A 26,157-nucleotide genomic window follows, 5' to 3' on the forward strand; every position below is an offset into this window, starting at 1 on the left:
GCCGCGGTGGGGAGATAATGATCTAAAGAGATTGGCAAATCTTAAACCCTGACATTTCTAATGAGCCAGACATCGGACATTTGTATTTAGCCATGACATTTTGATGTGGGTCCCAGATTCAAATGTCGCGTTCCGAACCGGTGGCCACCTGGCCATTGGGTCGTCCAGCGGGTGTCAGCCATTTACATCGCCCCGCGACGGCCACGATGACCGCACACCGCCACGGGTGCTGTTCAGCCGCCGGCAGCGGCTTCCTGAAGTCTCACGCCGGACATCCCCGCAGCATCACGCCCAAACTCGCTCACGCTCATTCATCGCGCGCGCCCGTCACCACGATCAACACTTCCGCGTCGCTGCCGACGCTGCGTATGCGATGCCTGACCAAGCCGGGAAACTGCGCGAAGTCGCCCTCACGCAAGATGACGGACTGATCCGCCAGTTCGATCTCGATCGCACCCGAGAGCACGAAGAAAATCTCGTCGCCGGAATGGAATGCGGCTTCCTTCAGATCGGCGTCGGAAGAAAACCTCACCAGCAACGCCGTTGGACCGTCGCCGCCTTCACTACCGCTCGCTCGACTCAATGGGGCGAAGTCGTAATCCGCGCCGCCCTCGCGGCTGAAATGCCGATCCCCTGCGCGCACCATGTGCAGCACGCCCTGATCCACCTTTTCGCCGAGCAGCGTGGCCGCCGACGTATGAAGCGCCTGAGCCACGCGCATCAGCGCTGAAACCGACACGCTTTTCTCGCCACGCTCGAAACGCGATAAATGTCCCTTGCTGATACCCGTGCGGTTTGCGAGCTCGTCGAGGGTGAGCCCACGCCGCTGCCTGAGCGCGCGCGCCAGCTCGCCAGGCTGCTGCGCTTCGGCGCCGGAGGCGTGCTCTGTCGGACGTGCGGTCGCCCGTCCCCGCGATTTTGCAGTCAACAAACGTTGTCTCACGATGGATAAGTTGCCCTGTCTCGCGCCCGGTGCGCATCTCGAAAATTTATTTTGACAGGGATTTCAGCGGCGATTCTAAACGACTAGACTGGCAACGCCGTGGACAACTTTGTTGTCCATAAGGCAAATTGCAGACAAAAAAGGACACGGCAACGCAACAGGGAGAGACGATGGACACGGTTGAACAGAATGCGTCGAGCCCCACGCACACGAGCGTGCCGGCAGACCGGCGGATGGTGCGGGTGGCAGCTGCCTCGATGGCGGGCACGGCCATCGAGGCGTTCGATTTTCTGGCCTACGGCACAGCCGCGGCCCTCGTCTTCAACAAGCTTTTTTTCCCAAGTCTCGATCCCGCGACCGGCACCCTGGCCGCATTCGGCGCATTCGCGGCCGGCCTCTTTGCGCGGCCGCTCGGCGGCGTCATCTTCGGCCATTTCGGCGACAAGATCGGCCGCAAATCGATCCTGATCTGGAGCCTGGTATTGATGGGCATCTGCACGACGCTGATCGGCTTCCTGCCGACGTATGAGTCGATCGGCATCTGGGCTGCGGTTCTGCTCGTGATGTTGCGGATCGGCCAGGGCGTGTCGTTCGGCGGCGAACTGGGCGGCGCCGTGCTGATGGCCGTCGAGCACGCGCCGCCCGGCGCCAAGTCGTTCTATGGCAGTCTGCCCCAGGCCGGCGCGCCTGTCGGCATTCTGTTGTCCACCGGCGCGTTCGCGCTGGTGAACATGCTGCCGAACGCCAGTTTCATGGCATGGGGCTGGCGCATTCCGTTTCTCGCGAGCGCCGCGCTTATCGCCATCGGCGTGTTCATCCGGATGAAGGTCGAAGAGACGCCCGACTTCAAGGCCGTCAAGAGCCAGCAGAAGGTTGCGTCGATTCCCGCGCGCGACGTGCTGGTCTCGCACATGCGGCCGCTGTTGCTGGCGATCGGCGGCAAGCTGGCGGAAGTCACGCTGGTGTACACGATCATCGTGTTCTCGATCTCCTATGCAACCACCAATCTCGGCTTCACACGCGCCAACGCACTGAATGCCGTGTTGCTCGGCTCGCTCGTGCAGATCTTCACCATCCCGTTCTTCGGCTGGCTGGGCGACAGGATCGGCGCGCGCCGGCTCTACATCATCGGCACGCTGCTGCTCGCAGTCATGGCCGTGCCGCTCTTTCATGCGATGGGCACCGGCTCCCTCACCCTCTATACGCTCGCGGCCATCACCGCGCTGGCGCTGAACTACGCGATCATCTTCGGTCCGCAATCGAGTCTGTATGCAGCGCAGTTTCCGCCCGAGTTGCGCTACTCGGGCATCTCGATCGGTATCCAGGTCGCGGCTGCGCTCGGCGGTGGACTGGCGCCGCTCATCGCGGCGTCGCTCGTCAAGCATCTGGGCGGGATCGGGTCAGTCGGCATCTATCTGAGCGGGCTCGGACTGATCGGCGCGCTGAGCGCCTGGCTGATGAAGCCCACCTCTTCCGACTGACACGAACGCCTTACTTCGGAATCCATCGCGATGATGACACTCTATGACCACCCGCTCTCGGGCAATTGCCACAAGGTCCGGATGCTGCTTGCCATGCTCGGGCTGCCCAGTCGCTGCGAGTTCGTCGACGTGCCGAACGAAGCGCATCATGCGCCGTGGTTCGGCGAGATCAATCCGTTGCGGCAGATTCCCGTACTGGACGACGCCGGCTTTCTCGTGTGCGATAGCCAGTCCATTCTCACCTATCTCGCCCACCGCCATGCGCCGCAGTGGCTGGGTGACACGCCCCGGACGCATGCGCGCGTCGCGCAATGGCTGTCTTTCGCGGCGAACGAGATTGGCAATAGCCTGCAGCCGGCCCGGCTGTACTACCTGCTCGGCGAGCAGGTCGATATCGAAGCGGTGACCGCCAAGGGACAGCGTGTCCTAGGCGTGCTCGATGCTCATCTCGCGAAGCACGAGTGGCTCTCCGCCGACCGTCCCACGATCGCCGACCTCGCGTGCATGCCCTACGTCGGCCTGTCGCGCGAAGGTCGTTTGCCGCTCGATGACTACCCGCACGTGACCGCCTGGATCGAACGCATTGCCGCGCTGCCCGGTTACGTCACGATGAAAGGCTTGCCGCAGCCGGCGGCATGAACAGATCACGCTGCGTCGGCGCCCAATGCGAACCACGCGAATCCATACCGGAGACTCATGATGTTGAATGAAGCAAAACAGTCAGTGACCCAACATGCCGTCAGCGAGATGGCGGCACGGCTGGACACGGGTAACTGGACCGATCGCGAGAAGGTGGTGTTGACGTGCCGCATGCTGGCCATGGAAAACCATTCGGAAACGCTGGCCGGGCAAATCACGGTGCGCTGCGACGACGGCACCTATCTGACCACGCCGCTCGCCGTGGCTTTCGATGAAGTCGAACCGCGCCACGTCATGCAAATCGATGAATCGCTGCGCGTGATCGACGGCGTCGGCATGCCCAATCCGGCGGTGCGTTTTCATATGTGGGTCTACCGACGCCGGCCGGACGTGCGCAGCATCGTGCACACGCATCCGCCGTTCGTCTCGACGCTGTCGATGACAGGCCGTCCCTTGCGTGTCGCGCACATGGACGCCACGCCCTTCTTCGACGATTGCGCCTTTCTCAAGGAGTGGCCCGGTTTGCCGATCGCGGACGACGAAGGCGAGATCATCTCGTCCGCGCTGGGCAGCCGCCGGTCGATCCTGCTGGCGCATCACGGCTTTCTGGCGGCGACGTCGTCGATCGAGGAGACCGCCTATCTGTCGATGTTGATCGAGCGCGCCGCGCGCAATCAGATTCGCGCGGAAACGCTGGGGCCGATCGCGGAACTGAACCCGGTGCTCGCGAAGGAATCGCATGATTTCCTGCTGCAACCGAACGTGGTCAAAGCAAGTTTCGCGATGTTCGCGCGGCGCGCGCTGCGTCAGGATCGTGATGCGTTGAAGGCATAGGGCCGTGCATGACTATCGCGCGGACGCTTCGGCGCGAGACGTCGAAAACGGCCGGATGTCCGGCGCCTTGACTGTGCATCAGAACGTCGTGCGCATGCCGACCATGACGCTGCGGCCACCTTCCGGCGCGATATCGCGCACGACGGAACTGGCGTAACGGATGTCCTGATTCGTCAGGTTGTCGCCGCGCACATAGGCGAGCCAGTGCGTGCTTCCGACGTGGAACTTGTAGGTGAGCATCACGCCCAGCTTCGTGTAGCTGGCAGTCGGCAGATCGTCTTCAGGCACGCGATGCTGCGCCCACGCATGCTGCATCTCCGCGCGCGCGCCGAAGGGCCCGTAACCGTAGTCCAGCGCGACGGTCGCGCGCAGCGGCGAGATGCGCGGCAACGGCGAACCGGTGTCCATATTGCGCGCATGCGTGTAGTCGCCGACCAGCGAGAAATCGACCGTGTGGGCACCGTGCTCGAAGACGCGCCACTTGCTGTCCCATTCGATCCCGTAGAACTCCGCGCGGACGCCGCGATACACCGCTTCGTTGAGGGCGTCATCGGTGCCGGGCGCGACGACCTGATCGTCGTCATCGACGAGACGGCCCGTGTTGTACTCGGTCAGGTAGTTTCTAAAGCGGCTGTAGAAGACGCCGATGCTTCCCTTGTTCGGACCGCTCGCGAAACGCAGCGACAGATCCGCTGAAACCGCCTTCTCCTTCTGCGCCTCCGGATCGCCGATCAGATACTGTCCGGTCGCATCATGCGGGCCGTTGGCGAAGAGTTCGTAGAGCGCGGGCGCCCGTTCCGTGTAGGCGACATCGCCGGCCACCGACCATACGGGCGTCAGCTTGTAGAGCGCACCGAGCGACGCGCTCACGGCATTGAAATCGCGTGTGCTCGCGCTCGCGAACTTCTCGTTGCCAGCAGCGGTCGGATCCTGGCTGACATGTTCATAACGCGCGCCGGCGCTGAGCTTGAGCCGGTCGGTGACCTTCCATTCCTCGAGACCGAAGAGCGCGACGTTGGTGGTCTGCGTGGTCGGTACGAGCGCTTCGTCGCCGAGCGCGGAGAAGGTGTTCTGGCTGACCTGCACGCCGATTGACCCTTCCAGCGGCCCGATCTTCTTGTGCCGTGCTTCCAGCCGCGCCTCGTAGCCGTGGTTGCGGAACGTCGTGCCGGTCTCGCCGTTGTCGATTTCCTTGTGCTCGTAGTCGGTGTAGCCGAAGTCGAACTTCAGCTGCGAGAACGGTCCCTGAAGGTTGCGCACTTCAGATGCGAACGCGATGTGATCCTGATGCATGCGCAGCCGCACATCGTCCTCGGCGACGGAGCCATAGTTCGCTTCGTAGCCGTTGTAGGACAGGCCTGCGTAGCCATCGGCCCAGGTGTACGACGTGCCGACCGCGCCGCCATGCCAGCGGCCATCGCTGTTCGGGATGCTGCCGTAGGCTTCGTCGGCATCGGGGCCGTCAAGCGCGCGCTGGCGGTCCGAATGCGCGAAGCCCGGAATGCGCTCCTTGCTGGTTTCGCGGTCGAAGGCATCGACGTGAAAATTGAATTGACCATTGCCGCCTTCCACCATCGCTTCGCCTGCCCGCGCATTGTTGGCGCCGCCGTAACTGGCATCGACTGCACCGTCGACGCCCTTGATCGGCTCGCGCGGAATGCGATTGTCGATCGTATTCACCACCCCGCCGATCGCGTTGCCGCCGTACAGCAGCGCCGCCGGCCCGCGCACGATCTCGACCCGCTCGATGGTCAGCGGCTCCTGCGGCACCGCGTGATCGTAGGAGAGCGACGACGCGTCCCACGCCGCCACGCCGTTCTGCAGCAGACGGATGCGATCGCCGTCCATGCCACGGATGATCGGGCGGCCGACCATCGGTCCGTACGTCGTCGTGGAGACGCCCGGCAGACCATTGAGCGTCTCGCCCAGCGAGTTGGTTTGCCTGCGCGTCAGTTCATCGCCATAGAGCGCGGTCGCGGGCGCGATGAGATCCGAATCGCCGAGCGGATTGGCGGTGACAAACACTGGCGCAAGCGCGCCGCCCGGCACCGACGATGCCGCAGTCGCTGCATGCTGCTGGGCCTGTGCGGCGAGTGCGAAGCAAGCGAAGGACAGCGGGGACAGGCGCAAGGCACGTTGCGACAGGCGTTTCAGGTCTTTTTTCACGGTGGCTTTTGGATTTGATTTCGTTTTGACGCCGAACGCGCAGGCGATGCAACAATATATCGTTGCTCGATGCAGGCATGGAAATGACGTCGGGCGCAGGCTCGCAACGACGTTGCGGTCGCAATGATATATTGTTGCATTTGAAGCGTAAAGTTCTATCTTTCAGGGCTGGAAAACGCCGCCGATACCCGGCCGGCGCACGCAGAAGTCAATCGAGCCGATAAACGCGACTCACCGTTCCACGAAACAACGCCTCGCGTTCCTGCGAACTTGCCTGAGCGGTCAGGCGCTTGAACGCGTTCCAGCCGTTGCTGAAAGGATAGGAACCTTTGTCGACCGGGAAATTGCTTTCGAACATGCAGCGATCCGCGCCGAACGCGTCGATGCAGGTGTGCATCCACGGCTTCCAGGTTTCCGCCAGTTCAATGGACGAAGGCGGCCGCGCGCCCTTCTCGAAATCGAAGCCGTTGATTCGCATGCCCAGGCCACCAAGCTTGACATGCACGTTGGGCAATTGCGCCAGTTCGCGCATGGAACGCGACCACAGGTCGAACACTTCCTTGCGCTGGTCCGCGAAGCGGGCAATCCGCACGATGCCGCCACAATGATTGACGATGAACGGCGTGCGCGGAAAGGCCTTCGCCAGATCGAAGAGTTCGGGCAATTGCGTGAAGAAGAGCCAGGCGTCACAGGACAGGCCGAGCGCATCGAGCTGCGCCACGCCCGCCCGATAGGCCGTATCGAGCAGCAGGCCTCGCGGGGCGGCCGATATGGGATTCACGAGCGTCGGATCCGAATCCCAGGTCACCAGATGGCGCACGCCATGCAGGCGGCCCTCGCCTGCCTGCAAGCCGGCCTCGAGCACGTCGCGCACCGCGCTGCCGCGCCGCAGATCCGCATACCCGACGATCCCCTTCGCGATCTGCCGCTTGCCTTCCTGCAAGGGCGCAGTGGCCTTGATCACGTAGTCGATCTCGCCGAGCGGCCGCATTGCTTCGGGACCGTCCGTTCGATAACGCGTCAGCGCCTGCATATACACCGACGCCGTGATGTTGTGCCCCGACTCGATATCCTCGAGGTAGTCATCGAGCAGATAGGTCCAGTCGGCGCGTTCATAGAAATGATGATGCGCGTCGATGATCGGCAGGTCCGGTTCGAGCGCCGCCTCGGTGCCCGTGGCGAGCCACGTCGCGCGAACGGGAAGGTAATTGCCTGTCGTGCTCATGATGCGCCGTCTCCTGGGTGAACTTGCTGCCGCGCCGGGAAAACCGGCGCAGACCGCTTCCTTAACGTTCTGTCTTGAAGGCGTAAAGCGAGAGCGTCAACAAGGTCGTGACGAGCAGCACGGCCGACAGACCGACCATGCCCGCCGTGAACGTCCCGAAGCTGTCCTTGAGATAGCCGACGAGATACGGCCCGGCAAAGCCGCCGAGCGCGCCGATTGAATTGATCAGCGCCAGACCGCCGGCAGCCGCCTGGCCGGAGAGAAAGCGGTTCGGCAGCGTATAGAAGATCGTGCGGCCGGCAATGGTTCCGATCAGCGCGAGCGTAATCCCGGTCATGGCGGGCAGCAGCTGATGAAAGTGGGTCGATACGCCAAGCGCCACGGCGCCGATCAGCAGACCCGCCGCCAGATTCGCGACGGGTGCGCCGCGCCGGTCGACCCGCCTCGCCCACCAGAGCAGCGCGATGGTGGCGAAGAAATACGGCACGGCCGACAGCAGCCCCGTCTCCGTCATGCTCATGCCGTGGGCCTTGAGCATCTGCGGCAGCCAGATGCCGATACCGTAAGAGCCCATCGTGAAGCCAAACGAGATCATCGCGAGGAGATAGGTGCGCGCGTCCTTCAGGGCCGCGCTGAAGTCCTTCTTTTTCGTACTGGCCGCACCCTCGCGGTCAAACGCGTTCTGCAGCGCCTGGCGCTCTTGCGGCGAGAGCCACTTCGCATCGGCGGGCCGATCCACGAGCATCCTGAGCACGAGAAAGCCGAGCACGCACGCGGGCAAGCCTTCCGCGATGAACATCCACTTCCAGCCCGCCAGTCCCAGGACGCCGTCCATCGAGAGCAGCCAGGTCGACAGCGGAGCGCCGACGAGCGACGAAAGCGGCGTGGACACCGTGAACCAGGCAAGCACGCGTGTGCGGTAGCTCGCCGGAAACCACACCGCCAGGAAGAAGATCACGCCGGGAAAGAAGCCCGCCTCGCCGATGCCGAGCAGCAGCCGGATCGCATAGAAACTGGCGGGCCCGGTGGCGAGCGCGGTCGCGGCCGCGAAGAAGCCCCACGTGATCATGATGCGTGCAAGCCAGCGCCGTGCGCCGAAGCGATACAGCGCCAGATTGCTCGGCACTTCGCAGACGCAATAGCCCGCAAACATGATGCCGGCGCCCCAGCCGAACTGCGTGGCCGTCAGACCGAGGTCATGATTCATCGTCAGCGCGGCAAAGCCCACGCTGGTGCGGTCCAGATAGTTGAAGAAGTAGGCAAGCGCGAGCAGCGGAATGAAGCGCCATGCGGCTTTCTTCACCGCCTGCTGTTCGAGCGTGGCATCGACGGAACGGTCGGCGACCACGTTGGAGGAAAGGGTTGGCATGAGTCGTCTCCTGTCGGCCGCGCTGTTCGTGCAGCGCAATGATGTGTCGTGCTTCGGCCCCTGTCAGACCGGGTCCTGGCACTTGACGACGCCCGCTTCGGTCAACTGCCTGAGCGCCTCGGACGTATAGCCGAGCTCCATGAGGAGTGCGCGCGTATCCTGACCCAGCGACGGCGGCGCCGCACGCAAGCTCAGCCGTTCACCATCGAGCGTCAGGGGCAGCAGCGCGGTCCGGGTGGACACGGCCTTGCCGGCGCCGCTGGCGTCGGCGGGCAGGGTCACGTCGGCGAGTCCGCCGGTTGCGAGCAAGTGCGGATCGTCGAACAGGTCTTGCGGTGTCGTGATCGGCGCATAGGGCAAGCCGCAGCGCTCGAAGACCGCGCTGATCTCCGCGGCCGTGAACGCTTTCATACGCTCGCGAAGCTGCGGCAGCAGCCAGTCGCGCGCCTGCACGCGCTGATTGTTGGTTGCGATGCGCGCGTCCGCCTTGAGCGCCGACAGGCCGAACGCGTCGCAGAAGATCGCCCATTGCGTATCCGACACGACCGCCAGAAAGATCTGTTCGCCCTCCTTGACCGAGAACACGTCGTAGACGGCCCAGGCGGAGATGCGGCTGGGCATTGGCGAGGCCGCTTGTCCAGTCACCGCGTACTGCATCATGTGCTGCGCGACCAGAAACACGTTGTTCTCGAACAGCGCGCTCTGCACTTCCTGTCCGCGTCCCGTGCGTTCGCGCTGCGCCAGCGCCGCCATTGCGCCGATCGCGCCGAACATGCCACCCATGATGTCGTTGACGCTCGTGCCCGCGCGCAGCGGACGCCCTTCCGGCCCCGTCATGTACGCGAGGCCGCCCATCATCTGCACGACCTCGTCGAGCGCGGTGCGGTGATCGTACGGCCCCGGCAGGAAGCCCTTGTGCGACACATAGACGAGACGCGGATTGAGCTTGCCGAGCGCCGCGTAACCGAGGCCCAGCTTGTCCATCGTGCCGCTCTTGAAGTTCTCGCTGAAGACGTCCGCGCCGCCGGTCAGCTTGTGCATGATCTCGATGCCGCGCGCGTCCTTCACATCGACGGCAATGCTCTTCTTGTTGCGATTGAAGGTGCCGAAGAAGCCCGCGCCCGAGCCGCGCAATGCGCGCGTGCTGTCGCCGGAGATCGGTTCGACCTTGATGACTTCCGCGCCCAGGTCCGCGAGCACCATGCCGCAGGTGGGTCCCATCACCATGTGCGTCATCTCGACGACGCGCACGCCGCTGTACGGCAGGGATCGATTCGCTTGCATGTCGCTCATTGCGCGGCCCCCAGCAGACAGCCTTGCGGTTGCGGCGCGCTCGGCGCACGCCCGTCCGCATAGGCGAATCCCTTCGGCAGTCCGGCATCCTGAACATGCCCGTACTGCGCTTCTCCGGGCAGCGCTTCGGCAAGGATCGCGCGCGCGGCGATCAGCTTGTCGATGTCCACGCCGGTGCTGTAGCCCATGGCCTCCAGCAGGAACGCGAGGTCTTCGGTGACGATGTTGCCGGTCGCGCCCGGCGCATACGGACAGCCGCCGAGGCCCGCCTGGCTCGAATCGATCGTGGTGACGCCGGCGTCGAGCGCGGCGACCACGTTGGCGAGTCCCTGACCGCGCGTGTTATGGAAGTGGGCGCCGCCTGCCTTCGCGCCGAGTTCGGACTGCAACCGGCGAAACAAGCGACGCACCTGGACCGGATTAGCGTAGCCGCTGGTATCGGAGAGACCGATCTCGTCCACGCCGCACTCGGCCATGGCGATGCACATGCGCATCGTCTGGTCGTCCGTGACGGTGCCGGCAAGCGTGCAGCCGAACGCCACCGATACGCCCGCCTCGATCTGCACGCCCGGATACTGCGCGTCGCGCAACGCGACGATGTTGCGAACCTCTTCGATCATCTGCGCCGGGGTCTTGCGAATGTTCGCCATCGAGTGTTCCTCAGTCACCGAGACCGGCAGCGTCAGCTTGTGAACCCCCGCTTCGAACGCGCCCTGCGCGCCGCGCAGATTCGGAACGAGCACCGCCACATGCAGCCCGGGAAGCGACAGCGCATGCGCGACCACTTCGCGAATGTCGGCCATCTGCGGGAGCAGCCGGGCGGGAACGAAGGAGCCCACTTCGATCTCCTGCAAGCCGGCGGCCGCCAGCGCGGAAATCCATCGCAACTTGGCCTCGGTCGGCATGACGCTCTTGATGCTTTGCAGGCCGTCGCGCGGGCCGACTTCGCTGATCAGGATTTTTGGCGTGGAAGGTTCCAAAATCGCTCCTTTGTTCTATCTGATAGATCATGGTTCTGCTAGAGAGAACTATAGGTGCGTTTGGCGATACCTTAAAGATGGGTAAACCCGATTTATAGAATTTGAGTTCTGCACCATAGAACTGTAAAGTGGTGGAATAACCAGGGAGGAGAAGAGATGACGACTACCGCGCCCGCAATGGGAGCGCCATCGCTGGACGCCACGGAGGCAAGCAGTGGTGTCGCGGTGCTGGATCGCGCCTTTGCGATCCTCAATGCCTACGGGCCGACCGACGAACGGCTGACCCTCACGGAACTCTCGCGCCGCACCGGCTTATACAAGAGCACAGTGCTGCGCCTGCTCGGCGCACTCGAACACGGCGGCTTCATACGCAAGCTGAGTGACGGCCAGTATGCAATCGGACATCAACCGCTGCGGCTCGCCACGCTTTATCAGCGGTCTTTCCAGGTGGGACCGGTGGTCGAACCCATTCTTCAACAACTGAGCCGCGATCTCGGCGAGACAGCCTCGCTGTACGTGCGCCAGGGCGACAAACGGCTGGTCCTCTACCGGGTCGAGCCGTCGCGAAGCGTACGGGTCGCGATCCGGGTGGGCGAGGAATTCGCCATCGACAAAGGCGCGTCCGGCAAGGTGCTGCTGGCGTTCACCGAAGCGTCGGACCCGCGCTGGCATGAGGTGCGGGAGCAACTGTTCGCGGTGTCTTATGGCGAACGCGATCCGGAGACCGTGTCGGCATCGGTGCCGGTATTCGATGCAACCGGCCTGATCGCAGGCGCGCTGACCGTGTCCGGACCGAAGGGCCGATTCGGCGACGCCTCCACCATCGATACCGCGCGCAAGGCGCTCCTCCTCAGCGCAAGGCAGGCGACGACCGCGCTGGGCGGCATGGCCGCGCGCTACGACGCGTAGCATCGCCCGATTCGACCGCGACGACGCAACCGATCGCGCCAGCCAGGCGAACCTCCGACACCTCGTTGCCGGCGAAGACCTTCCCCAACGAGCCAGCATCGGCGGCCCTCCATTCGGATTGCCGCCACCCCTCCCTCTTTACGCAAGCCTGCTGGTGTTATCCCTAGTCGCTCGTCTTGACGGCTCGCGACTACCATACGCATGCTGTTGTACAGAACACGGTTCTACTGAATAGAACTATCACGGATGTTGAAAAGGAGAACATGCAGATGGCCAGCCTGCCCGTCGATGGGGTCAACCCGCCGCACACCCCACCGGAGGCCGATAGATCGCAACGCATCAACGCGCGTATCGACCGCCTGCCCGCGACACGCTCGGTATGGGCGCTGGTTTTCATGCTGTCGATCGGCGGCTGGTTCGAGTTCTACGATCTGTTCTTCACCGCTTACGTCGGGCCGGGCCTGGTCAAGAGCGGCCTCTACTCGACGACCACCGCCTCGTTCTTCGGCTTCTCCGGACTGGGCGCCTTCGTCGCGGCCTCGTTCGCGGGGCTGTTCATCGGCACCTTCTGTTTCACGCGCCTGGCCGACCGCTTCGGACGCAAGACCACCTTCACCGTGTCGCTGCTCTGGTATTCGATCGCCACGTTCGCGATGGCCTGGCAGGACAGCGCGACCGCAATCAACCTGTGGCGGCTGATCGCAGGTATCGGCGTGGGCGTCGAACTGGTGACGATCGATACCTACGTCAGCGAGCTCGTGCCGAAACATCTGCGCGGCCGCGCCTTCGCCTTCGTGCATCTGGTGCAGTACACGGCGGTGCCTGCCGTCGCGTTGTTCTCGTGGTGGCTCGTGCCGCGCGCGCCCTGGGGCATCGACGGCTGGCGCTGGGTCGTGATCATCGGCGCGCTGGGCGCGCTGATCGTGTGGGCGATTCGCCGCCGCGTGCCGGAAAGCCCGCGCTGGCTTGCGCAGCAAGGCCGTCTCGACGAAGCGGACAGCGTGCTGGGCGCGCTCGAAGCCCGGGTCGCGCAGCAATACGGTCAGGCGCTGCCCACGCCCGTCGAAAGCCGCGAACCGGCGGCCACTGGCGGCAAGGCGCGCTTCAACGAGATCTGGCAGCGCCCGTATCGCCGCCGCGCCATCACCTTGCTGGTATTCAACCTGTTTCAGGCGATCGGCTTCTACGGCTTTGCGTCATGGGTGCCCACGCTGCTGGTGTCGAAGGGCGTGACCATTACCCACAGCCTGATGTACTCGTTCATCATCGCGGCATCGAATCCGTTCGGGCCGTTGCTCGCCATGGCCTTCGCGGATCGTATCGAACGCAAGACGCTGATCGTGCTCTCGGCGCTCGGCATTGCCGTCTTCGGCAGCCTGTTCGCCACGCAGTCGTCGCCTGCCATGCTGATGCTGCTCGGCGTGCTCATCACGCTGTCGGGCACCCTGCTCTCGGTCGGCTATCACGCCTACCAGACCGAATTGTTCCCGACGCGCATCCGCGCCACGGCAGTCGGCTTCGTCTACTCGATGTCGCGCCTCTCCGCGATGTTCTCGGGCTTCATGATCGCTTTCGCGTTGCGGCATGTCGGCGTGGAAGGCGTGTTCGGTCTGATCGGCGGCTCGATGGTGATGGTGATGGGCGCGATCGGCTTCTTCGGCCCGCGCACGAACAATCGCACGCTCGACGAGATTTCGCACTGACGCACTGACAGCAAGCGCACGCCCAACCGACGCGGACCGAAACTTGCTAATCTGCCCGTTTCGTCGCGATCCGCAGCACGCTGCCCGCGACTCATCTGGCGTGAGCCACGCCCGGGATTTCGACTTGCACCCGGGTGATCGGAGGATCATCGACTGTGCGCTGGCTGCCCTACGTTCTTCTTTCCGCAGGCATTCTGCTACCGGCTTACGCGCTGGGCACCGGCGCGTCCGGACGCTTCGGATTCATTCCCTACGGCGTCGCGGGGGCACTGCTCTGCTCGCTGGCCTGGCTCGCGAACCGGGCGGCCATGAAGGCCGCGAGCAAGCATCCTCATCAGATGTTCGACGAGTAACGCCTGTCTGAAGAAAGCCACGCATCCCTGCTTCAGAACCATCTTCGCAAGCACTCGCCAGATGTGCCGGTCACGAATTTGCCACTGCACGTCGATACCCTTGGCCCTTTTCATAAGAACGACACCAGAAAAGGAGCGCAAGGGATGGTCAACAACAAGACGTTCGTGGCGCTGGCAGTGACCCTCACGCTGGCCGCATGCGGCGGCGACGATTCATCGGCGGACAACAGCCCCGCTGCCCAGGCCAAACAGGCCACGCAGCTCTACACCCAGAACATCGCGCCCTACACGAACTGGGGCAACGTGCCGATCGTCGGCACGGGCTACGGCTCCGCGCTGACGACTGCGCCCAATCAGCCCGGCTACTTCTACGGCATGACCGATCGCGGTCCCAACGTCACTGCCCCGGACGGCGCCAGCAAGATCGAGCCTGACCAGGCGTTTCAACCGGCCATCGCACTGTTCCAGCTGAGCGGCGGCAAGGCGAGCGTGGCGAAGGTCATCGGCCTGTCGCTTGCCGACGGCACGCCGATGAACGGCCGTGTCAATCCGCAAGCGAGCACCGCCGAGACCATCTACGACGTCAACGGCAACGTGCTGCCCACGAGCAGCGCCGGTCTCGATCCGGAAGGTCTCGTCGCCTTGGCCGACGGCACCTTCTGGGTATCGGACGAATACGGCCCGTACATCGTCCACTTCGATGCCAGCGGCAAGGAACTCTCCCGCCTCAATCCCTACTCGACCGCGAGCACCGGCAACGATCTGGCGCTGCCCGGCGAGCTCAGGAAACGCAAGCCGAACAAGGGCATGGAAGGCCTGACGCTCAGCGCCGACGGCAAGTATCTAATCGGCATCATGCAGTCGCCGCTGGACAAGAACGGCGTGACGGCGGTGGCGTCGGGCAAGGGCGCGATCACGCGGGTCGTGAAGGTGTCGCTCGCGGACCCGGTCAACGACGTGCACGAATACCTGTATGCCCTGCATACGAATGGCGCGGGCAACCCCGAAGGCCAGGCCGTCAGCGAGATCACGGCGCTGCCGGACGGCACCTTCATCGTCGACGAACGCGACGGCAACTTCGAAGGCACCGTCGACGGCACGGCAAGCGGCAAGGCGCGCGCGGACAAGAATCTGTGGAAGCTTGATCTGAGCCGGGCCACGGACGTCGGTCCGAAATCGCCGCTGATCGGCACCACGATCGCGGGCGGCGCGGTGAGCTACGATCCGGCCAGCGGGCTCAAAGTGGGCGGCAAGACCATCGAGGATCTGGCGGGCACGGTCGATGCACCCGCCGCCGTACAGGCGCTTGGCGCCGCGGGCATGACGGTCGGCACGGAGTCGCTGTTCCTCAACTATGCGGCGCTCTTCACCACCATCGATCCGAAGGGTATGTACTTCGGTCATGACAAGGTCGAGGGCATCGCCATCGATCCCGCCGACCCGACCCAGCTCTATATCTCGAACGATTCGGACTTCGGCATTACGGACGAACCCGCGACGGTGCCGATGGCCACGGCCGCAAATCCGTTCCCGCCCAGCGAGAAGTTCCTGCCGGACGGCAAGACGCAGGATTTCGGCGAGATCGTCAGGATCGATCTGACGAAGGTGCCGGCGAAGTTCAAGCAGTAAGCGCGAGAGCACGGCAAGAAGAAGGCGCCGCGAGGGTTGCGGCGCCTTTCCCGGCATGCCGCCCGCATCAGGCTGGCCGCGACACCATCCAGCCCACGCCGCGCACGTTCCTGATGACCTCGGCGCCCAGCTTCTTGCGCACCGTGTGAATCAGGAACTCGACGGCATTGCTCTCGACCTCGTCGGTCCAGCCGTAGATACAGTCTTCCAGATCGGCGCGTGACAGGATGGCGCCGGGCCGCATCATCAGCGCTTGCAGCAACGCGAATTCGCGGCCGGAAAGGCGCATCGCCGCCGCGTCCGAGCGGGCTTCCCGGGTCGCCGGATTCAAGGTCAGCACGCCGTTCGTCAACAGCGCCGCAGAGCGCGCGCCGAGGCGTCGCATGAGCGCGTGCAGGCGCGCGTCGAGTTCCAGCATGTCGAACGGCTTGCCGAGACAGTCATCCGCGCCTTCGTTCAGCGCGCGGATCCGGTCGGCGGTCGCGCCCCGCGTCGTCATCACGATGACGGGCACATGCCCGCCCGCGCGTCTCACCATGCGCAGCACATCCAGCCCGCGCGGGATGTGTCTTGCCGCATCGAGCAGGAGGGCATCGTAGACATGCGTCGACATGGACACCAGGGCCGTCTTGCCATCCTGGACGAGATCCACGACATAGCCGTAGCCCATCAGCGCCTGTGGCATGGACTCATCGGCGCTGTGCCCGTCTTCGACCAGCAGGACTCTCATGCGCCGCTCCCGTGCGGCCATGGCGAATGCAGGCCGCGGGCGGAGCGGGAGATTGCGCGCTTCATCTGGAAACTCGTCGACCGGACAAGGCCACGAGCCTAGTGGGCGCATGCTTATGAAATGCTTAGCAGACAGGCGCGCTGCGGAACGGCGACGCAGCAGGCCTCACTCGGCCGTGTGCGCGGCGGTTCTTGGTGCGAGGTCCAGAGGCGCATCGGCGAGTTCGCGCAGCCCCTGCACCGATACCGCCAGCCCCGTCACGTCGCGGCGATTCGCCACGACCAGCGTCGCATGATGGCGTCGCGCCACGCGTGAAGCGATGGCGAGCCCAAGCCCGCTGCCATGCCCTGCCGTCCCTGAAATCCGGTAGAAGCGGTCGCACACGCGAGCGATCTCGTCAACCGGAATGCCGCTGCCGGTATCGAGCACGGTCAGCGCGAGTCCCCGGGGCTCGCGCCGCAGGATCACGTCGACGCGCCCGCCCGCCGGCGTATGGCGCACCGCGTTGTCCAGCAGGTTGTTCAGCAGGACGCCGAGCGCGTGGACATCGCCGTGGATCATGAATGCATCCCGCTCGCCGCGCGCCTGATCGACTTCGAGCCCGAGATCCAGCGACTTCGCCTCCGCCAGCAATGAGTAATCGCCCACGCGCTCCTCGCACAGGTTGCGCAGACTCATCGGCGCCATGGCCGCTTCGCGAGCCGCATCTTCGCGCGCCATGCTGAGCAGTTGCTGGGCGAGATGGATCACGCGATTCAGGCGCCCTTCGATCTTCTGCCGGGTAACGGGGTCGACCTGCATCGAGCCGTCGCTTGTCGCGCCCTGGATCTGAAGCTTGAGCGCGGTCATCGGCGTGCGCAGTTCGTGCGCGGCGTCGGCGATGAAGGCGCGCTGCGCTTCCGACGCCTCGTCCACGCGCCTGAGCAGATCGTTCAATGCCTGGACGAGCGGATACAGCTCGACAGGCATCGGCTTGTCGAAGCGGATGGGGTCGAGCGACTCGGGCGAGCGCGCCGCCAGTGCCCGCGACACCGCGCCGACCGGCGACAGCCCGCGCGCCACGACGAACAGCACGATGCCGATCAACACCGGGATCAGCACGGCCAGCGGCATCAGCGTGCGTGACGCGAGCCGGGCCGCGAGTTCTTCGCGCACGCTCGAAGGCTGCGCCACCTGGATGAAGCGGGTGCGTTCGGCATGGCCGAAGGCGCGCCAGCGAATGCCCTCGCGCTGGGCCGAACGAAAACCTTCGCCCATGAACGGCAGCTCGGGTTCGTTCGGCGAGTGATAGACGAGCCTGCCCGAGCCGTCCCAGATGTCGATCACGAGCCGGTCGTCCGCGATGCCGCGCAACTCCGGCGCGCGTCCGTGCGCACCGGACGTGTCATCGACGTTGCTCGGCATCGACAGCGCGATCGTGCGCAATTCGTAGTCGAAGAGTTCGCCGGCCTCCAGCTGCGCCAGGCTGAAAATGCCATAGCCCGCGATGGCGCAAACCGCGCCGAGACCGCAGATCAGCCAGCCGAGCAGCCAGCGCCGGATCGATGTCATCCGAGCCCCTTCAGACGGTAGCCCACGCCGCGCACCGTCACGATCTCTTCCGCGCCGATCTTGCGCCGCAGGCTGTGCACATGAACCTCGATGGCATTGCTGCCCACTTCCTCGCCCCAACCGTACAGCTTTTCTTCGAGTTCGCGGCGCTTGAAGACCCGCTTCGGCTCTTCGATCAAGGCTTGCAGCAGCGCGAACTCGCGCGGCACCAGGTTGAGCGGCACGCCGCCTTTGGCGGCCTCGTGCGCGGCCGGATCGAGCGACAGTTCGCCGTGCGAGAAGACCGGATGCTTCTGCCCGGTCCGCCGCCGCAACAGCGCGCGGATGCGCGCGGCGAGTTCGGCGAGATCGAAGGGTTTCAGCAGATAGTCGTCCGCGCCGGCGTCGAGGCCGCGGATCCGTTCGTCCACGGCTTCGCGCGCCGTGATGATCAGCACCGGCGCGTTGCCGCCCCGGCTCCGATACGCATTGAGGACATCGATGCCGTCGCGGCGCGGCAGCGACAGGTCGAGCAGCACGAGATCGTAGACGTCGTTGGCGAGCGACAACTCGGCTTCGCGGCCGTCTTGAGCCCAGTCCACGGTGTAGTTGTCGCGGCGCAGCGCGGCCGCCACCGATTCTCCGATCATTTCGTCGTCTTCCACCAGAAGCAAGCGCACGTTGCCCTCCCCAGCCATTTCGCCATGCCGACACTGGCACGACCCGGAAGCTTAGCCGCCCGATATCCGCGATGGTAAGGGGGTGAGCGCTCTTTCTTCGGCGCAGGGGCGCCTTAAGCGTCCCATAAGCACCGCGTCCGCACAATGCGCGATTTTGGGTCCGAGGGCCGACATGACGGGCGCGCATTGCTCGCAGCACCATTCAACGCTTGTGGCCGATGTCGCCACGGGAGCGCCGGCATGAAGACCGCGCGTGTCAGACCGCTCGACATCGGGGCCGACGGCATCGCGTGGCGACACTACGATCTGACCCAGGCCGACACCGTCGCGCAGGCGCCGCCCGCCCCGGGCGAACTCTACGTGTGGCTCGTCTCCACCGACTTTCCTTTTGCGTCCGCGTTGAACATCGGTCAGTGGCTGAGCATCGCGGAACGCAGGCGAGCGCGCATGCATCCCCGCTCGCCGATCGGACGACGCTTCGGCATCGCCCGCGCGACGCTGCGCCTGTCCCTTTCACACATGCTTGCCTGTGCGCCCGAGGAAGTCGGGCTGACCGAAGGCCCGTTCGAGCGCGTCGCCGTAGCAAGCCATGACGTGCAACTGGGCGTCGATGTCGCCTACGCGGGCATCTGGATCGCCATGGTGATCGCCGCGTGCGATGTGGGCGTGGGGCTGACGGTGGCGCCCGTGTCGGACGATGCGTCGCGCGGCGGCCGGGCATGGGCGGAGGCCGCCGGAATCGCCCGCTCGCGGCTCGGGCAAACGAGCGAGGCCATGGCCCACGATCATGCCCTCACCCTGCCGATGCCCGGCGGCTTCCGCGGCGTCGCGCTGACGCGTGAAGCCATCACGCGGGTCAGCACGTTCGGGTTCAGCCGGACGGTCATGCTCGAGGGGTGATCGCGTACTGCGATCGCCCCTTGCCTGCCGCTTACTGATAAAAGTTGAGCGTGACCACGGCCGAACGGCCCGGCGCCCACGTCGCGTAAATCGGATACGCGGTCGAGAAGTACTTGCGATCGAAGATGTTGTTCACGTTCAACTGCAAGTCCACTGCCTTCGAGACGTGATAGGTCGCCACGGCATCGATGCGTGCATAACCCGGCGTCCACTTGCGCACCGTCGGCGAGACCGAAGCGTAGGTCTTGCTCGCGATGGTCGCACCCGCACCGACCTTCAGTTTCGGCATCACGTCATAGAACGACCACAGCGCGACGTTGTGCTTCGGAACCATGACCATCGGCAGGCCGGATGAGGCCGCGCTCGCCGCGCCGGCATCGACGGTGATCGCATCGAGATACGAATAGCCGCCGAACATGCTCCATTTGCTCGTGATGTTCCCGGCCGACCCCACTTCCACGCCGCGCACGCGTTGATGCCCGGCGTTGATCAGGCCGCCCAGGCCGTCGCTCACGCGTGCGTTGGTCTTGTCGGTCTGGAACAGCGCGAGGTTCATCGAGAGCCGGTCGAGCACGTCCCACTTCGCGCCCACTTCGATATTGCGGCTGCGCTCCGGCGAGAGATCCTGATTGGTCGCGGTGATCTGGTCGGTGCCGCCGCCGAGACCCGAGTTCGCGCCCGGGGGATTCGCCGACGTGCCATACGACGTGTACAGGCTCACCGAGGGCAGCGGCTTGTAGACAAGGCCCAGCTGATAGCTGAACAGGTTCGAATCGTTCGTCAGGTCCTTCGCGCCCTGCTGCGTCGCCGTGACGTCGAAACGGTCGAAGCGCACGCCCGCGTTGAAGAGCCACTGGTCGGTGATCTTCACGCTGTCGAACAGATACGCCGATGCCGTGTTGGTCTGCGTATGCGTCGCCGCGCCCGGGAAGCCCTTGTCGCCGTTCAGCAGGATGCTGCCGAGCCAGGGGTTGTCGGGATTCCACGCGTTGATGGGCGTGCAGTTGAACGGCACGTTGCACGGCGTGCTCGACCGGATGTTGTTGCCCGCGCTGTCCGCCACGAGATAGCCCTCGTACAGGCTGCGTTCGTGACTGAACTCGACGCCGCCCGTCATCGTGTGCTGCATGCCGAGCAGCGTCGCCTTGCCGGTCAGTTCGGTCTGGTTGGTGATGCTGTTGGTCGCGTACTTGCCGCTCTTCGCCTGCAGGCCGAGGATGTTCGAGGTCGCGCTCAGCAACTGCGGATTGGTGGCGACGTAATCGAGCGTCGAGCGGCCGAACATCGTCGTGTTGCGCAGCTTCAGATTGTCGTTGAAGCGATGCTCGACGCGCACTTCGCCCGTATCGGTCTGTCCGTAGCGGTAGTCGCGGTTGTTGAAGCCGTAGAACTGGCCGCGGTCGCTGTTGATCGGCGTGCCGCCGGTCGAACGGAACGGCACGCTGAAGTCCGGCATGTCGTACGAGTTCAGATGGTAGTAGCTGACCGTGACCGTCGTCGGACTGTTCAGGCCGAAAGCCACCGAAGGCGCGACGCCCCAGCGCTTGCTGTACACGTTGTTGCGGCCCGCCTGATTGGCGTCGTAACCCATCGCGTTGAAGCGGAAGGCGTTGCCGTCGCCGAATGGGTGGTTCACATCGAGCGTCAGACGCTTGTACGCCTCCGTGCCGATGCCGAGTCCCGCGTTGATGAAGTCCTCGCTCTTCGGCATCTTCGTTTCGATGTCGATGGAACCGCCGACCGAACCGCGTCCCGCGTACACCGAATCCGGGCCCTTGATGACCGTGATGTTTTCGATGTCGAAGGTCTCGCGATTCTGCACGCCCGAGTCGCGAATGCCGTCCACAAAAATCGAATTGCGCGATTCGAAGCCGCGGATCACCGGCCGGTCCGCCGACGGATTCGCCGCCGCGTCGCCACCGAGGAATGTGATGCCCGGCACGGTCTTGAGGGCGTCGGCGAAGGTCGTCGCGTTGGTCTCGCGGATCAGTTCCTGCGGAATGACGGTGATGGAACGCGGCGTGTCGAGCAAGGGCGCCGTGAACTTGTAGGACGGCAGCGCCTTCGTCTGCATGTCGGACTGTGCGGTACTGGCGTTCACCTTGACGGCGGGCAGCGTCGCGGATGAGGCATCGGCGGCGTCCGGCGCGGTCTGCGCGAGGACGTGAGCAGGCAACGCGAAACTGGCGCAATAAAGCGCACCGACGGACGCGAGCAGACGCGTCCGCGTCTTGAACAGAGCGGGCATGGTGTGTGTGAGAAGGGTTGAAGCCTCACATTGCGTGAGGCGCACTGACGCGAACGAAGCCCGCGAGAGATCAAGTAGATGCGAATGTTTCGCATCTACTATCGGCGCGAAGTGTAATGTTTGTTAACAAAGGAGTAAACGGGTCTTTAAGAAGATTTTTAAAGACCGTTGTGCAGCAAGGCTCTCCACGCAACACTGAAAGCTCCGGCTAAGTGTTCGTAAGAATTTTCGTGGGACAATGGGAATAATTCTCATTAGCCGAAGACCCGAAACAAGGAGTTGCCGCCGCCCTTGCAACGTGTGTCACGCTGAAAACGGCGCTGCAAGCGCCGAAAAAAACCCGGCATTCGCCGGGTTGAAAAGACAGTCCGGGAAGGACTGTCTGCGTGGACCTGTAGGCTGAGTTCGCCAAGAGGCTCAGGAATGAATGACGACGCTGTCCGCCCTCTTTTCTGCTCCGCTCGCTTCTCGATGGAGTTGCACGAGCCAACCTGACGGGCACGCTTCGCTGATGCAAAAGCGGCCGTTGCAGTCGTCGCGCTGCCAGACGACATGTCCGGTCTCACGCGCCGCTTCGAACGCCCTGCGCGCGCGCTGCCTGACGACACGCCAGAGCATGCCGGACAGGCACAGGATGGCGCTTCGGGTAGCGACGGCCGCCATCCATCCAGGATGTCCGATGCACGCCAGCGTCAGAAGCGCGGCGCACTCCATGACCATGACCGACATCGCGAAGAGCACGACGTTTGCCCGGATGGCGCCGAGGTGCGGCAGGCTCATCGAAAGCTCCCGGAAGGACGCAACCTGGGTTGCATGAATGCATGAACACTGCGTCATCAACAAGCTTGAGGTTGCCGCCCTTAAGAGAGGCTTAGCCACGCGCATGGACGCGAAAAATCGAACGCATGAAACCGATCTGAAATGCAGCGCGAAGGAAGCTGTCAGCGATCGGATCGACCAGACCCGCAAGCGACCCTAAGCCTTTCATAAGCGATCGCTCACTAAGCTCTCCGCTCCTCCATGCACGACACGTCCCCATCCTTGAGCGGAGCACTCATGCAAAAACACTCTGCGGTCACGGCCAAAGTTCCTGAAGTCACCTTCGGTTTCTGGCTCATCAAGATCGCTGCGACGACCCTCGGCGAAACCGCCGGCGATGCCGTCTCCATGTCCATGAAACTCGGCTATCTGCTGGGCACGTTCATCTTCGCCGCGGTGTTCATCGTTGCCGTCAGTGCGCAGATCAAGGCGCGCCGCTTTCATCCCGCGCTCTACTGGTTCACGATCGTCGCGACGACGACCGTCGGCACGACCCTCGCGGACTTCGCCGATCGCTCGCTCGGGATCGGCTACGCAGGCGGCAGCGCGCTGCTGCTGACGCTGCTCGTGATCTCGCTGGCGGTCTGGTATCGCGCGATGGGATCGGTATCGATCGCCACCGTATCATCGCCGCGCGCCGAGATGTTCTACTGGGTGACCATCATGTTCTCGCAGACGCTCGGCACCGCGCTCGGCGACTGGACCGCCGATGACGCCGGCCTCGGCTACACCGGCGCCGCGCTGATCTTCGGCGGACTGCTCGCGGCTATCGCCATTGCCTTCTACACGACGCGCGCGTCGCGCACCTTCCTGTTCTGGAGCGCGTTCATCCTGACGCGTCCACTCGGCGCGGTCCTCGGCGACTTCCTCGACAAACCCGTGGCGCAAGGCGGACTCGAACTGAGCCGCTATGGCGCATCGCTCGCACTGATGGGCTTCATGCTCGTCTGCGCGTTCACCTTCAGGCAGCGTCCCGCGCGAGCCATGCATTGAACATGGCACAAGCGAATGCCGTTATCGACACCATTCCGTCATCCTTGCCCCTTATATTCCTCAGTCACCTGGACCTGACAGTCACCGTACTGACGGTTACGGGCATGCTATACGTGCATTACGACGTCCTTGAGCTTCCACGAGCGGGGTCTCGGCAGGCAGTCTTCCTTCCGGGCGACATCGAGCATGGAGCGCGGCCGGCTCACGCAGCCTGGCCGTGACAAGCCATGCCGGTGCGCCGGGGGATCGGCTGCGGTGAACGCTATCGAAGGTTTCGACGCTCATTGCGATCTCCAGCCAACAAGAAGGAACACTTCCCCCGTGAACTCCCGTCGCAAGTTTCTCCAGAGCACGGCCTCGGCCGGCCTGTCAGCCGCCGCGCTCAGCGTGTTTCCGCCCAGCATCCGCCGCGCGCTCGCGATAGCGGCACCATCAAGGACGTCAAGCACGTCGTGATCCTGATGATGGAAAACCGCGCGTTCGACCATTATTTCGGCACCTATAAAGGCGTGCGCGGTTACGGCGATCGCTTCACGATCCCGCTGCCGAACGGCCGCAACGTATGGCAGCAGATCGATGCCAGCGGCAACGTCGACCTGCCCTACCATCTCGACGAAACGCGCGGCAATGCCCAGCGCGTCACCGGCACGCCGCACAGCTGGGTCGACACGCAGGCCGCATGGGACGGCGGCCGCATGGCGGCATGGCCGGTGTCGAAGAAGAACCAGACGATGGGTTATTTCGACACGCCTGAAATCCCCTTTCAGCGCGCGCTCGCCGAAGCCTTCACGATCTGCGACGACTACCACTGCGCGTTCCTGGGCGGCACGCATCCGAACCGGATGTTCCACTCCACCGGCACGAATGGTCCGGCGTATGGCAAGACCTTCGTGAACAACTTCACCGGCGACTACACGGTGGCATCGTCGGCCTCGGCGTACTTCGACTGGAAGACCACGGCCGAGCGCCTTGAAGAAGCCGGCGTGAGCTGGAAGGTGTATCAGAACATCATCAACACCTACGGCTGCAACCCGTTGCTCGGCTTCAAGAAGTTCCGCCAGGCCAATGAGGCGTTGCCGGCGGCGCGCCAGGTCAACACGTCGCTCACCCAGGCCGCCGAGCCGGTCTACAACCCGGCCGATGCCGCGGCCCAGCCGATCATCAAGGGCTATGCGAACACGCTGCCGACCACGGACGCCGATCCCAACACCAACGGCACCTTCGTCGAAGCCTTCGCCGACGATGTGAAGAACGGCCGTCTGCCGGAGGTGTCGTGGGTCGTTCCGACCGATGTCTACTCCGAGCATCCTGGTCCTTCGAGCCCGGTGCAGGGCGCGTGGTTCGTGCAGCAATTCCTCGATGCGCTGACCGCCGTGCCCGAGGTGTGGAGCAAGACCGTGCTGCTCGTCAACTTCGACGAGAACGATGGCTTCTTCGACCACGTCCCGCCCGCGGCGGTGCCGTCGCCGAACGGTGACGGCAGCTGTGCCGGCAAGACCACGCTGTCCGGCAACGAGCTGGGCGTCGAGTATTTCACGCATCCCTATGTCACCCGCGCCGACACCGGCGCCGCGCCCGACAGCCAGCCCGCCGCACCGGACGGCAAGCCGTATGGTCCGGGTCCGCGCGTGCCGTTGTGGGTCATCTCGCCGTGGAGCCGTGGCGGCTGGGTCAACTCGCAGACCTTCGACCATACCTCGGTGCTGCGCTTCCTCGAGGCGCGCTTCGGCATCAAGGAAAGCAACATCTCGTCGTATCGACGGCTGATCAACGGCGACCTCACCACCGCCTTCAACTTCGCGACGCCGAACGGCGAGCCGCTCCCCACGCTCGCCGGGGAAAAGAGCAAGGCCGACGCCGATGCGCTGCGCGCCACGCAGCAGGCGCTGGGACAGATCGTGCCGGAGGCCGGTCGGGGCATGCCGGCGCAGGCGAACGGCTTCCGTCCGTCGCGCGCGCTGCCGTACGAACTGCATGCGAGCGCGCACGTCGACGCATCCAGCGGCGGCGTCAAGCTGCTGTTCGCCAACACGGGCCGCCAGGGCGCTGTGTTCCACGTGTACGACAAGCTGCATCTGGACCGCCTGCCGAAGCGGTACGCCGTCGAACCCGGTAGAACGCTGGACGATATCTGGACCCCGGCCTCCAGCGACCTCGGCAAGTACGACCTGTGGGTGCTGGGTCCGAACGGCTGGCATCGCGAGTTCAAGGGCGATCTCTCCGCGCTGAAGGGACATCGGGGTAGCAACCTGGAAGTCCGCGTGGGCTATGGGACGCTGACCGGCAACCTGCATCTGCAACTGCGCAATGACGGCGCGGGACTGGCCCAGTTCACGGTGAAGTCCAACCGCGTCTATGGCGCGCTGCAGGCGTTTCCGGGTCTCCCGTTGCCGGGCTTCGGACGCGGCCCGTCGGGCTTCGACGGTTTCGCGGCCGCCGGCTTCGGCGCCTGGCCCGCGCCCGCGCCGTTCCCGCGCGCCGACAGCCTCGGACCCGGCCACACGTGGACGGTCAGCACGGGCGGCCTGCTGCCGGTCGCCATGTTCTGGAATCTCGCGCAGACCGGCTACTGGTATGACTTCGAGATCACCAGCAGCACGGACCGCAGCTTCTACCGGCGTATCGCGGGACGCATGGAGACGGGCCGTCACTCGGTCTCCGATCCGGCGATGGGCATGACGGACGCGTTCTGAGCGTAGCGCGAGGCATCGGGCTGCGGCCCGGTGCTTCGCG

At 64.4% G+C, this 26,157-nt stretch carries 20 protein-coding genes and 1 pseudogene; 10 read left to right on the forward strand and 11 right to left on the reverse strand.

The window, feature by feature from the left end; genetic code table 11:
- Positions 1 to 307 precede the first annotated feature (307 nt).
- Entirely contained in the window at positions 308 to 943 is a 636-nt protein-coding gene (locus QCE63_RS08380; RefSeq protein ID WP_309832281.1) for an XRE family transcriptional regulator, read from the reverse strand.
- A 170-nt stretch (positions 944 to 1,113) separates the two neighbouring features.
- Between QCE63_RS08380 and QCE63_RS08385 the strand changes: the two genes are divergently transcribed.
- The 3 genes from QCE63_RS08385 to QCE63_RS08395 are packed head-to-tail and all read left to right on the forward strand — an operon-like array spanning position 1,114 to position 3,897.
- Positions 1,114 to 2,424, forward strand: coding sequence for an MFS transporter (locus QCE63_RS08385; RefSeq protein WP_309832282.1), 1,311 nt, complete (start codon positions 1,114 to 1,116; stop codon positions 2,422 to 2,424).
- Between the two features lie 30 nt (positions 2,425 to 2,454).
- On the forward strand, positions 2,455 to 3,063 hold the full coding sequence (locus QCE63_RS08390) for a glutathione S-transferase family protein (RefSeq protein ID WP_309832283.1): 609 nt from the start codon (positions 2,455 to 2,457) through the stop codon (positions 3,061 to 3,063).
- A 60-nt stretch (positions 3,064 to 3,123) separates the two neighbouring features.
- Positions 3,124 to 3,897: an aldolase gene (locus tag QCE63_RS08395; protein ID WP_309832284.1), complete on the forward strand. Its 774-nt coding sequence runs from the start codon at positions 3,124 to 3,126 to the stop codon at positions 3,895 to 3,897.
- 78 nt (positions 3,898 to 3,975) lie between these two features.
- Here the strand turns inward: QCE63_RS08395 and QCE63_RS08400 are convergent, their stop codons facing one another.
- The 5 genes from QCE63_RS08400 to QCE63_RS08420 form a co-directional block, all read right to left on the reverse strand.
- Entirely contained in the window at positions 3,976 to 6,063 is a 2,088-nt protein-coding gene (locus QCE63_RS08400; RefSeq protein WP_309832285.1) for a TonB-dependent receptor, read from the reverse strand.
- Between the two features lie 208 nt (positions 6,064 to 6,271).
- Positions 6,272 to 7,288 carry an amidohydrolase family protein gene (locus QCE63_RS08405; RefSeq protein WP_309832286.1) on the reverse strand — a complete coding sequence of 339 codons (1,017 nt, stop codon included), beginning with the start codon at positions 7,286 to 7,288 and terminating at the stop codon, positions 6,272 to 6,274.
- 61 nt (positions 7,289 to 7,349) lie between these two features.
- Positions 7,350 to 8,657 (reverse strand): MFS transporter, encoded by a 1,308-nt coding sequence (locus QCE63_RS08410; protein ID WP_309832287.1) that lies wholly within the window; start codon positions 8,655 to 8,657, stop codon positions 7,350 to 7,352.
- Positions 8,658 to 8,720: 63 nt separating this feature from the next.
- Positions 8,721 to 9,950: a CaiB/BaiF CoA-transferase family protein gene (locus QCE63_RS08415; protein WP_309832288.1), complete on the reverse strand. Its 1,230-nt coding sequence runs from the start codon at positions 9,948 to 9,950 to the stop codon at positions 8,721 to 8,723.
- Positions 9,947 to 10,930 carry a hydroxymethylglutaryl-CoA lyase gene (locus QCE63_RS08420; RefSeq protein ID WP_309832289.1) on the reverse strand — a complete coding sequence of 328 codons (984 nt, stop codon included), beginning with the start codon at positions 10,928 to 10,930 and terminating at the stop codon, positions 9,947 to 9,949. Before QCE63_RS08420 ends, QCE63_RS08415 begins: the two co-directional genes overlap by 4 nt.
- Positions 10,931 to 11,086: 156 nt before the next feature.
- Between QCE63_RS08420 and QCE63_RS08425 the strand changes: the two genes are divergently transcribed.
- From QCE63_RS08425 to QCE63_RS08440, 4 genes are all read left to right on the forward strand, one after another.
- Positions 11,087 to 11,839, forward strand: a complete 753-nt coding sequence (locus tag QCE63_RS08425; RefSeq protein WP_309832290.1) for an IclR family transcriptional regulator — start codon at positions 11,087 to 11,089, stop codon at positions 11,837 to 11,839.
- A gap of 269 nt (positions 11,840 to 12,108) precedes the next feature.
- Complete coding sequence (locus QCE63_RS08430) at positions 12,109 to 13,542, forward strand: MFS transporter (RefSeq protein ID WP_309832291.1); 1,434 nt, start codon at positions 12,109 to 12,111, stop codon at positions 13,540 to 13,542.
- Positions 13,543 to 13,697: 155 nt separating this feature from the next.
- Positions 13,698 to 13,895, forward strand: coding sequence for a hypothetical protein (locus tag QCE63_RS08435; protein WP_309832292.1), 198 nt, complete (start codon positions 13,698 to 13,700; stop codon positions 13,893 to 13,895).
- Positions 13,896 to 14,039: 144 nt separating this feature from the next.
- Complete coding sequence (locus QCE63_RS08440; RefSeq protein WP_309832293.1) at positions 14,040 to 15,524, forward strand: esterase-like activity of phytase family protein; 1,485 nt, start codon at positions 14,040 to 14,042, stop codon at positions 15,522 to 15,524.
- Between the two features lie 67 nt (positions 15,525 to 15,591).
- On the opposite strand, the gene QCE63_RS08445 is transcribed toward QCE63_RS08440, so the two are convergent.
- The 3 genes from QCE63_RS08445 to QCE63_RS08455 form a co-directional block, all read right to left on the reverse strand.
- Positions 15,592 to 16,254 (reverse strand): response regulator transcription factor, encoded by a 663-nt coding sequence (locus QCE63_RS08445; protein WP_309832294.1) that lies wholly within the window; start codon positions 16,252 to 16,254, stop codon positions 15,592 to 15,594.
- A 165-nt stretch (positions 16,255 to 16,419) separates the two neighbouring features.
- Positions 16,420 to 17,805, reverse strand: a complete 1,386-nt coding sequence (locus tag QCE63_RS08450) for an ATP-binding protein (protein ID WP_309832295.1) — start codon at positions 17,803 to 17,805, stop codon at positions 16,420 to 16,422.
- The gene (locus QCE63_RS08455) at positions 17,802 to 18,464 is read right to left on the reverse strand and encodes a response regulator (protein WP_309832296.1); all 663 of its coding nucleotides are present in this window, start codon (positions 18,462 to 18,464) and stop codon (positions 17,802 to 17,804) included. The genes QCE63_RS08450 and QCE63_RS08455 overlap by 4 nt, the downstream gene beginning before the upstream one ends.
- A gap of 240 nt (positions 18,465 to 18,704) precedes the next feature.
- Here QCE63_RS08455 and QCE63_RS08460 point away from each other — a divergent pair, with 240 nt between their 5' ends.
- Entirely contained in the window at positions 18,705 to 19,364 is a 660-nt protein-coding gene (locus QCE63_RS08460) for a hypothetical protein (protein ID WP_309832297.1), read from the forward strand.
- A gap of 31 nt (positions 19,365 to 19,395) precedes the next feature.
- Here the strand turns inward: QCE63_RS08460 and QCE63_RS08465 are convergent, their stop codons facing one another.
- Both QCE63_RS08465 and QCE63_RS08470 read right to left on the reverse strand, forming a co-directional pair.
- Positions 19,396 to 21,612, reverse strand: coding sequence for a TonB-dependent siderophore receptor (locus tag QCE63_RS08465; protein ID WP_309832298.1), 2,217 nt, complete (start codon positions 21,610 to 21,612; stop codon positions 19,396 to 19,398).
- Between the two features lie 417 nt (positions 21,613 to 22,029).
- Positions 22,030 to 22,392, reverse strand: a complete 363-nt coding sequence (locus tag QCE63_RS08470; protein WP_309832299.1) for a hypothetical protein — start codon at positions 22,390 to 22,392, stop codon at positions 22,030 to 22,032.
- Positions 22,393 to 22,668: 276 nt separating this feature from the next.
- On the opposite strand from QCE63_RS08470, the gene QCE63_RS08475 reads away from it, so the two are divergent.
- Together QCE63_RS08475 and QCE63_RS08480 are read left to right on the forward strand one after the other, a co-directional pair.
- Positions 22,669 to 23,424 (forward strand): hypothetical protein, encoded by a 756-nt coding sequence (locus tag QCE63_RS08475; protein WP_309832300.1) that lies wholly within the window; start codon positions 22,669 to 22,671, stop codon positions 23,422 to 23,424.
- 321 nt (positions 23,425 to 23,745) lie between these two features.
- Positions 23,746 to 26,117, forward strand: a pseudogene (locus tag QCE63_RS08480) (phosphocholine-specific phospholipase C).
- Positions 26,118 to 26,157: the final 40 nt, after the last annotated feature.

The organism is Caballeronia sp. LZ065 (assembly GCF_031450975.1).
Lineage (GTDB): Bacteria > Pseudomonadota > Gammaproteobacteria > Burkholderiales > Burkholderiaceae > Caballeronia.

Bases quoted from the DNA above. Each gene is read 5' to 3' on its own strand.
- QCE63_RS08440 (WP_309832293.1), top strand. From the start codon at position 14,040: ATGGTCAACAACAAGACGTTCGTGGCGCTGGCAGTGACCCTCACGCTG.
- QCE63_RS08415 (WP_309832288.1), bottom strand. From the start codon at position 9,950: ATGAGCGACATGCAAGCGAATCGATCCCTGCCGTACAGCGGCGTGCGC.
- QCE63_RS08460 (WP_309832297.1), top strand. From the start codon at position 18,705: ATGAAGACCGCGCGTGTCAGACCGCTCGACATCGGGGCCGACGGCATC.
- QCE63_RS08475 (WP_309832300.1), top strand. From the start codon at position 22,669: ATGCAAAAACACTCTGCGGTCACGGCCAAAGTTCCTGAAGTCACCTTC.
- QCE63_RS08450 (WP_309832295.1), bottom strand. From the start codon at position 17,805: ATGACATCGATCCGGCGCTGGCTGCTCGGCTGGCTGATCTGCGGTCTC.
- QCE63_RS08410 (WP_309832287.1), bottom strand. From the start codon at position 8,657: ATGCCAACCCTTTCCTCCAACGTGGTCGCCGACCGTTCCGTCGATGCC.
- QCE63_RS08405 (WP_309832286.1), bottom strand. From the start codon at position 7,288: ATGAGCACGACAGGCAATTACCTTCCCGTTCGCGCGACGTGGCTCGCC.
- QCE63_RS08445 (WP_309832294.1), bottom strand. From the start codon at position 16,254: ATGAGAGTCCTGCTGGTCGAAGACGGGCACAGCGCCGATGAGTCCATG.
- QCE63_RS08430 (WP_309832291.1), top strand. From the start codon at position 12,109: ATGGCCAGCCTGCCCGTCGATGGGGTCAACCCGCCGCACACCCCACCG.
- QCE63_RS08465 (WP_309832298.1), bottom strand. From the start codon at position 21,612: ATGCCCGCTCTGTTCAAGACGCGGACGCGTCTGCTCGCGTCCGTCGGT.
- QCE63_RS08385 (WP_309832282.1), top strand. From the start codon at position 1,114: ATGGACACGGTTGAACAGAATGCGTCGAGCCCCACGCACACGAGCGTG.
- QCE63_RS08395 (WP_309832284.1), top strand. From the start codon at position 3,124: ATGTTGAATGAAGCAAAACAGTCAGTGACCCAACATGCCGTCAGCGAG.
- QCE63_RS08390 (WP_309832283.1), top strand. From the start codon at position 2,455: ATGATGACACTCTATGACCACCCGCTCTCGGGCAATTGCCACAAGGTC.
- QCE63_RS08470 (WP_309832299.1), bottom strand. From the start codon at position 22,392: ATGAGCCTGCCGCACCTCGGCGCCATCCGGGCAAACGTCGTGCTCTTC.
- QCE63_RS08425 (WP_309832290.1), top strand. From the start codon at position 11,087: ATGACGACTACCGCGCCCGCAATGGGAGCGCCATCGCTGGACGCCACG.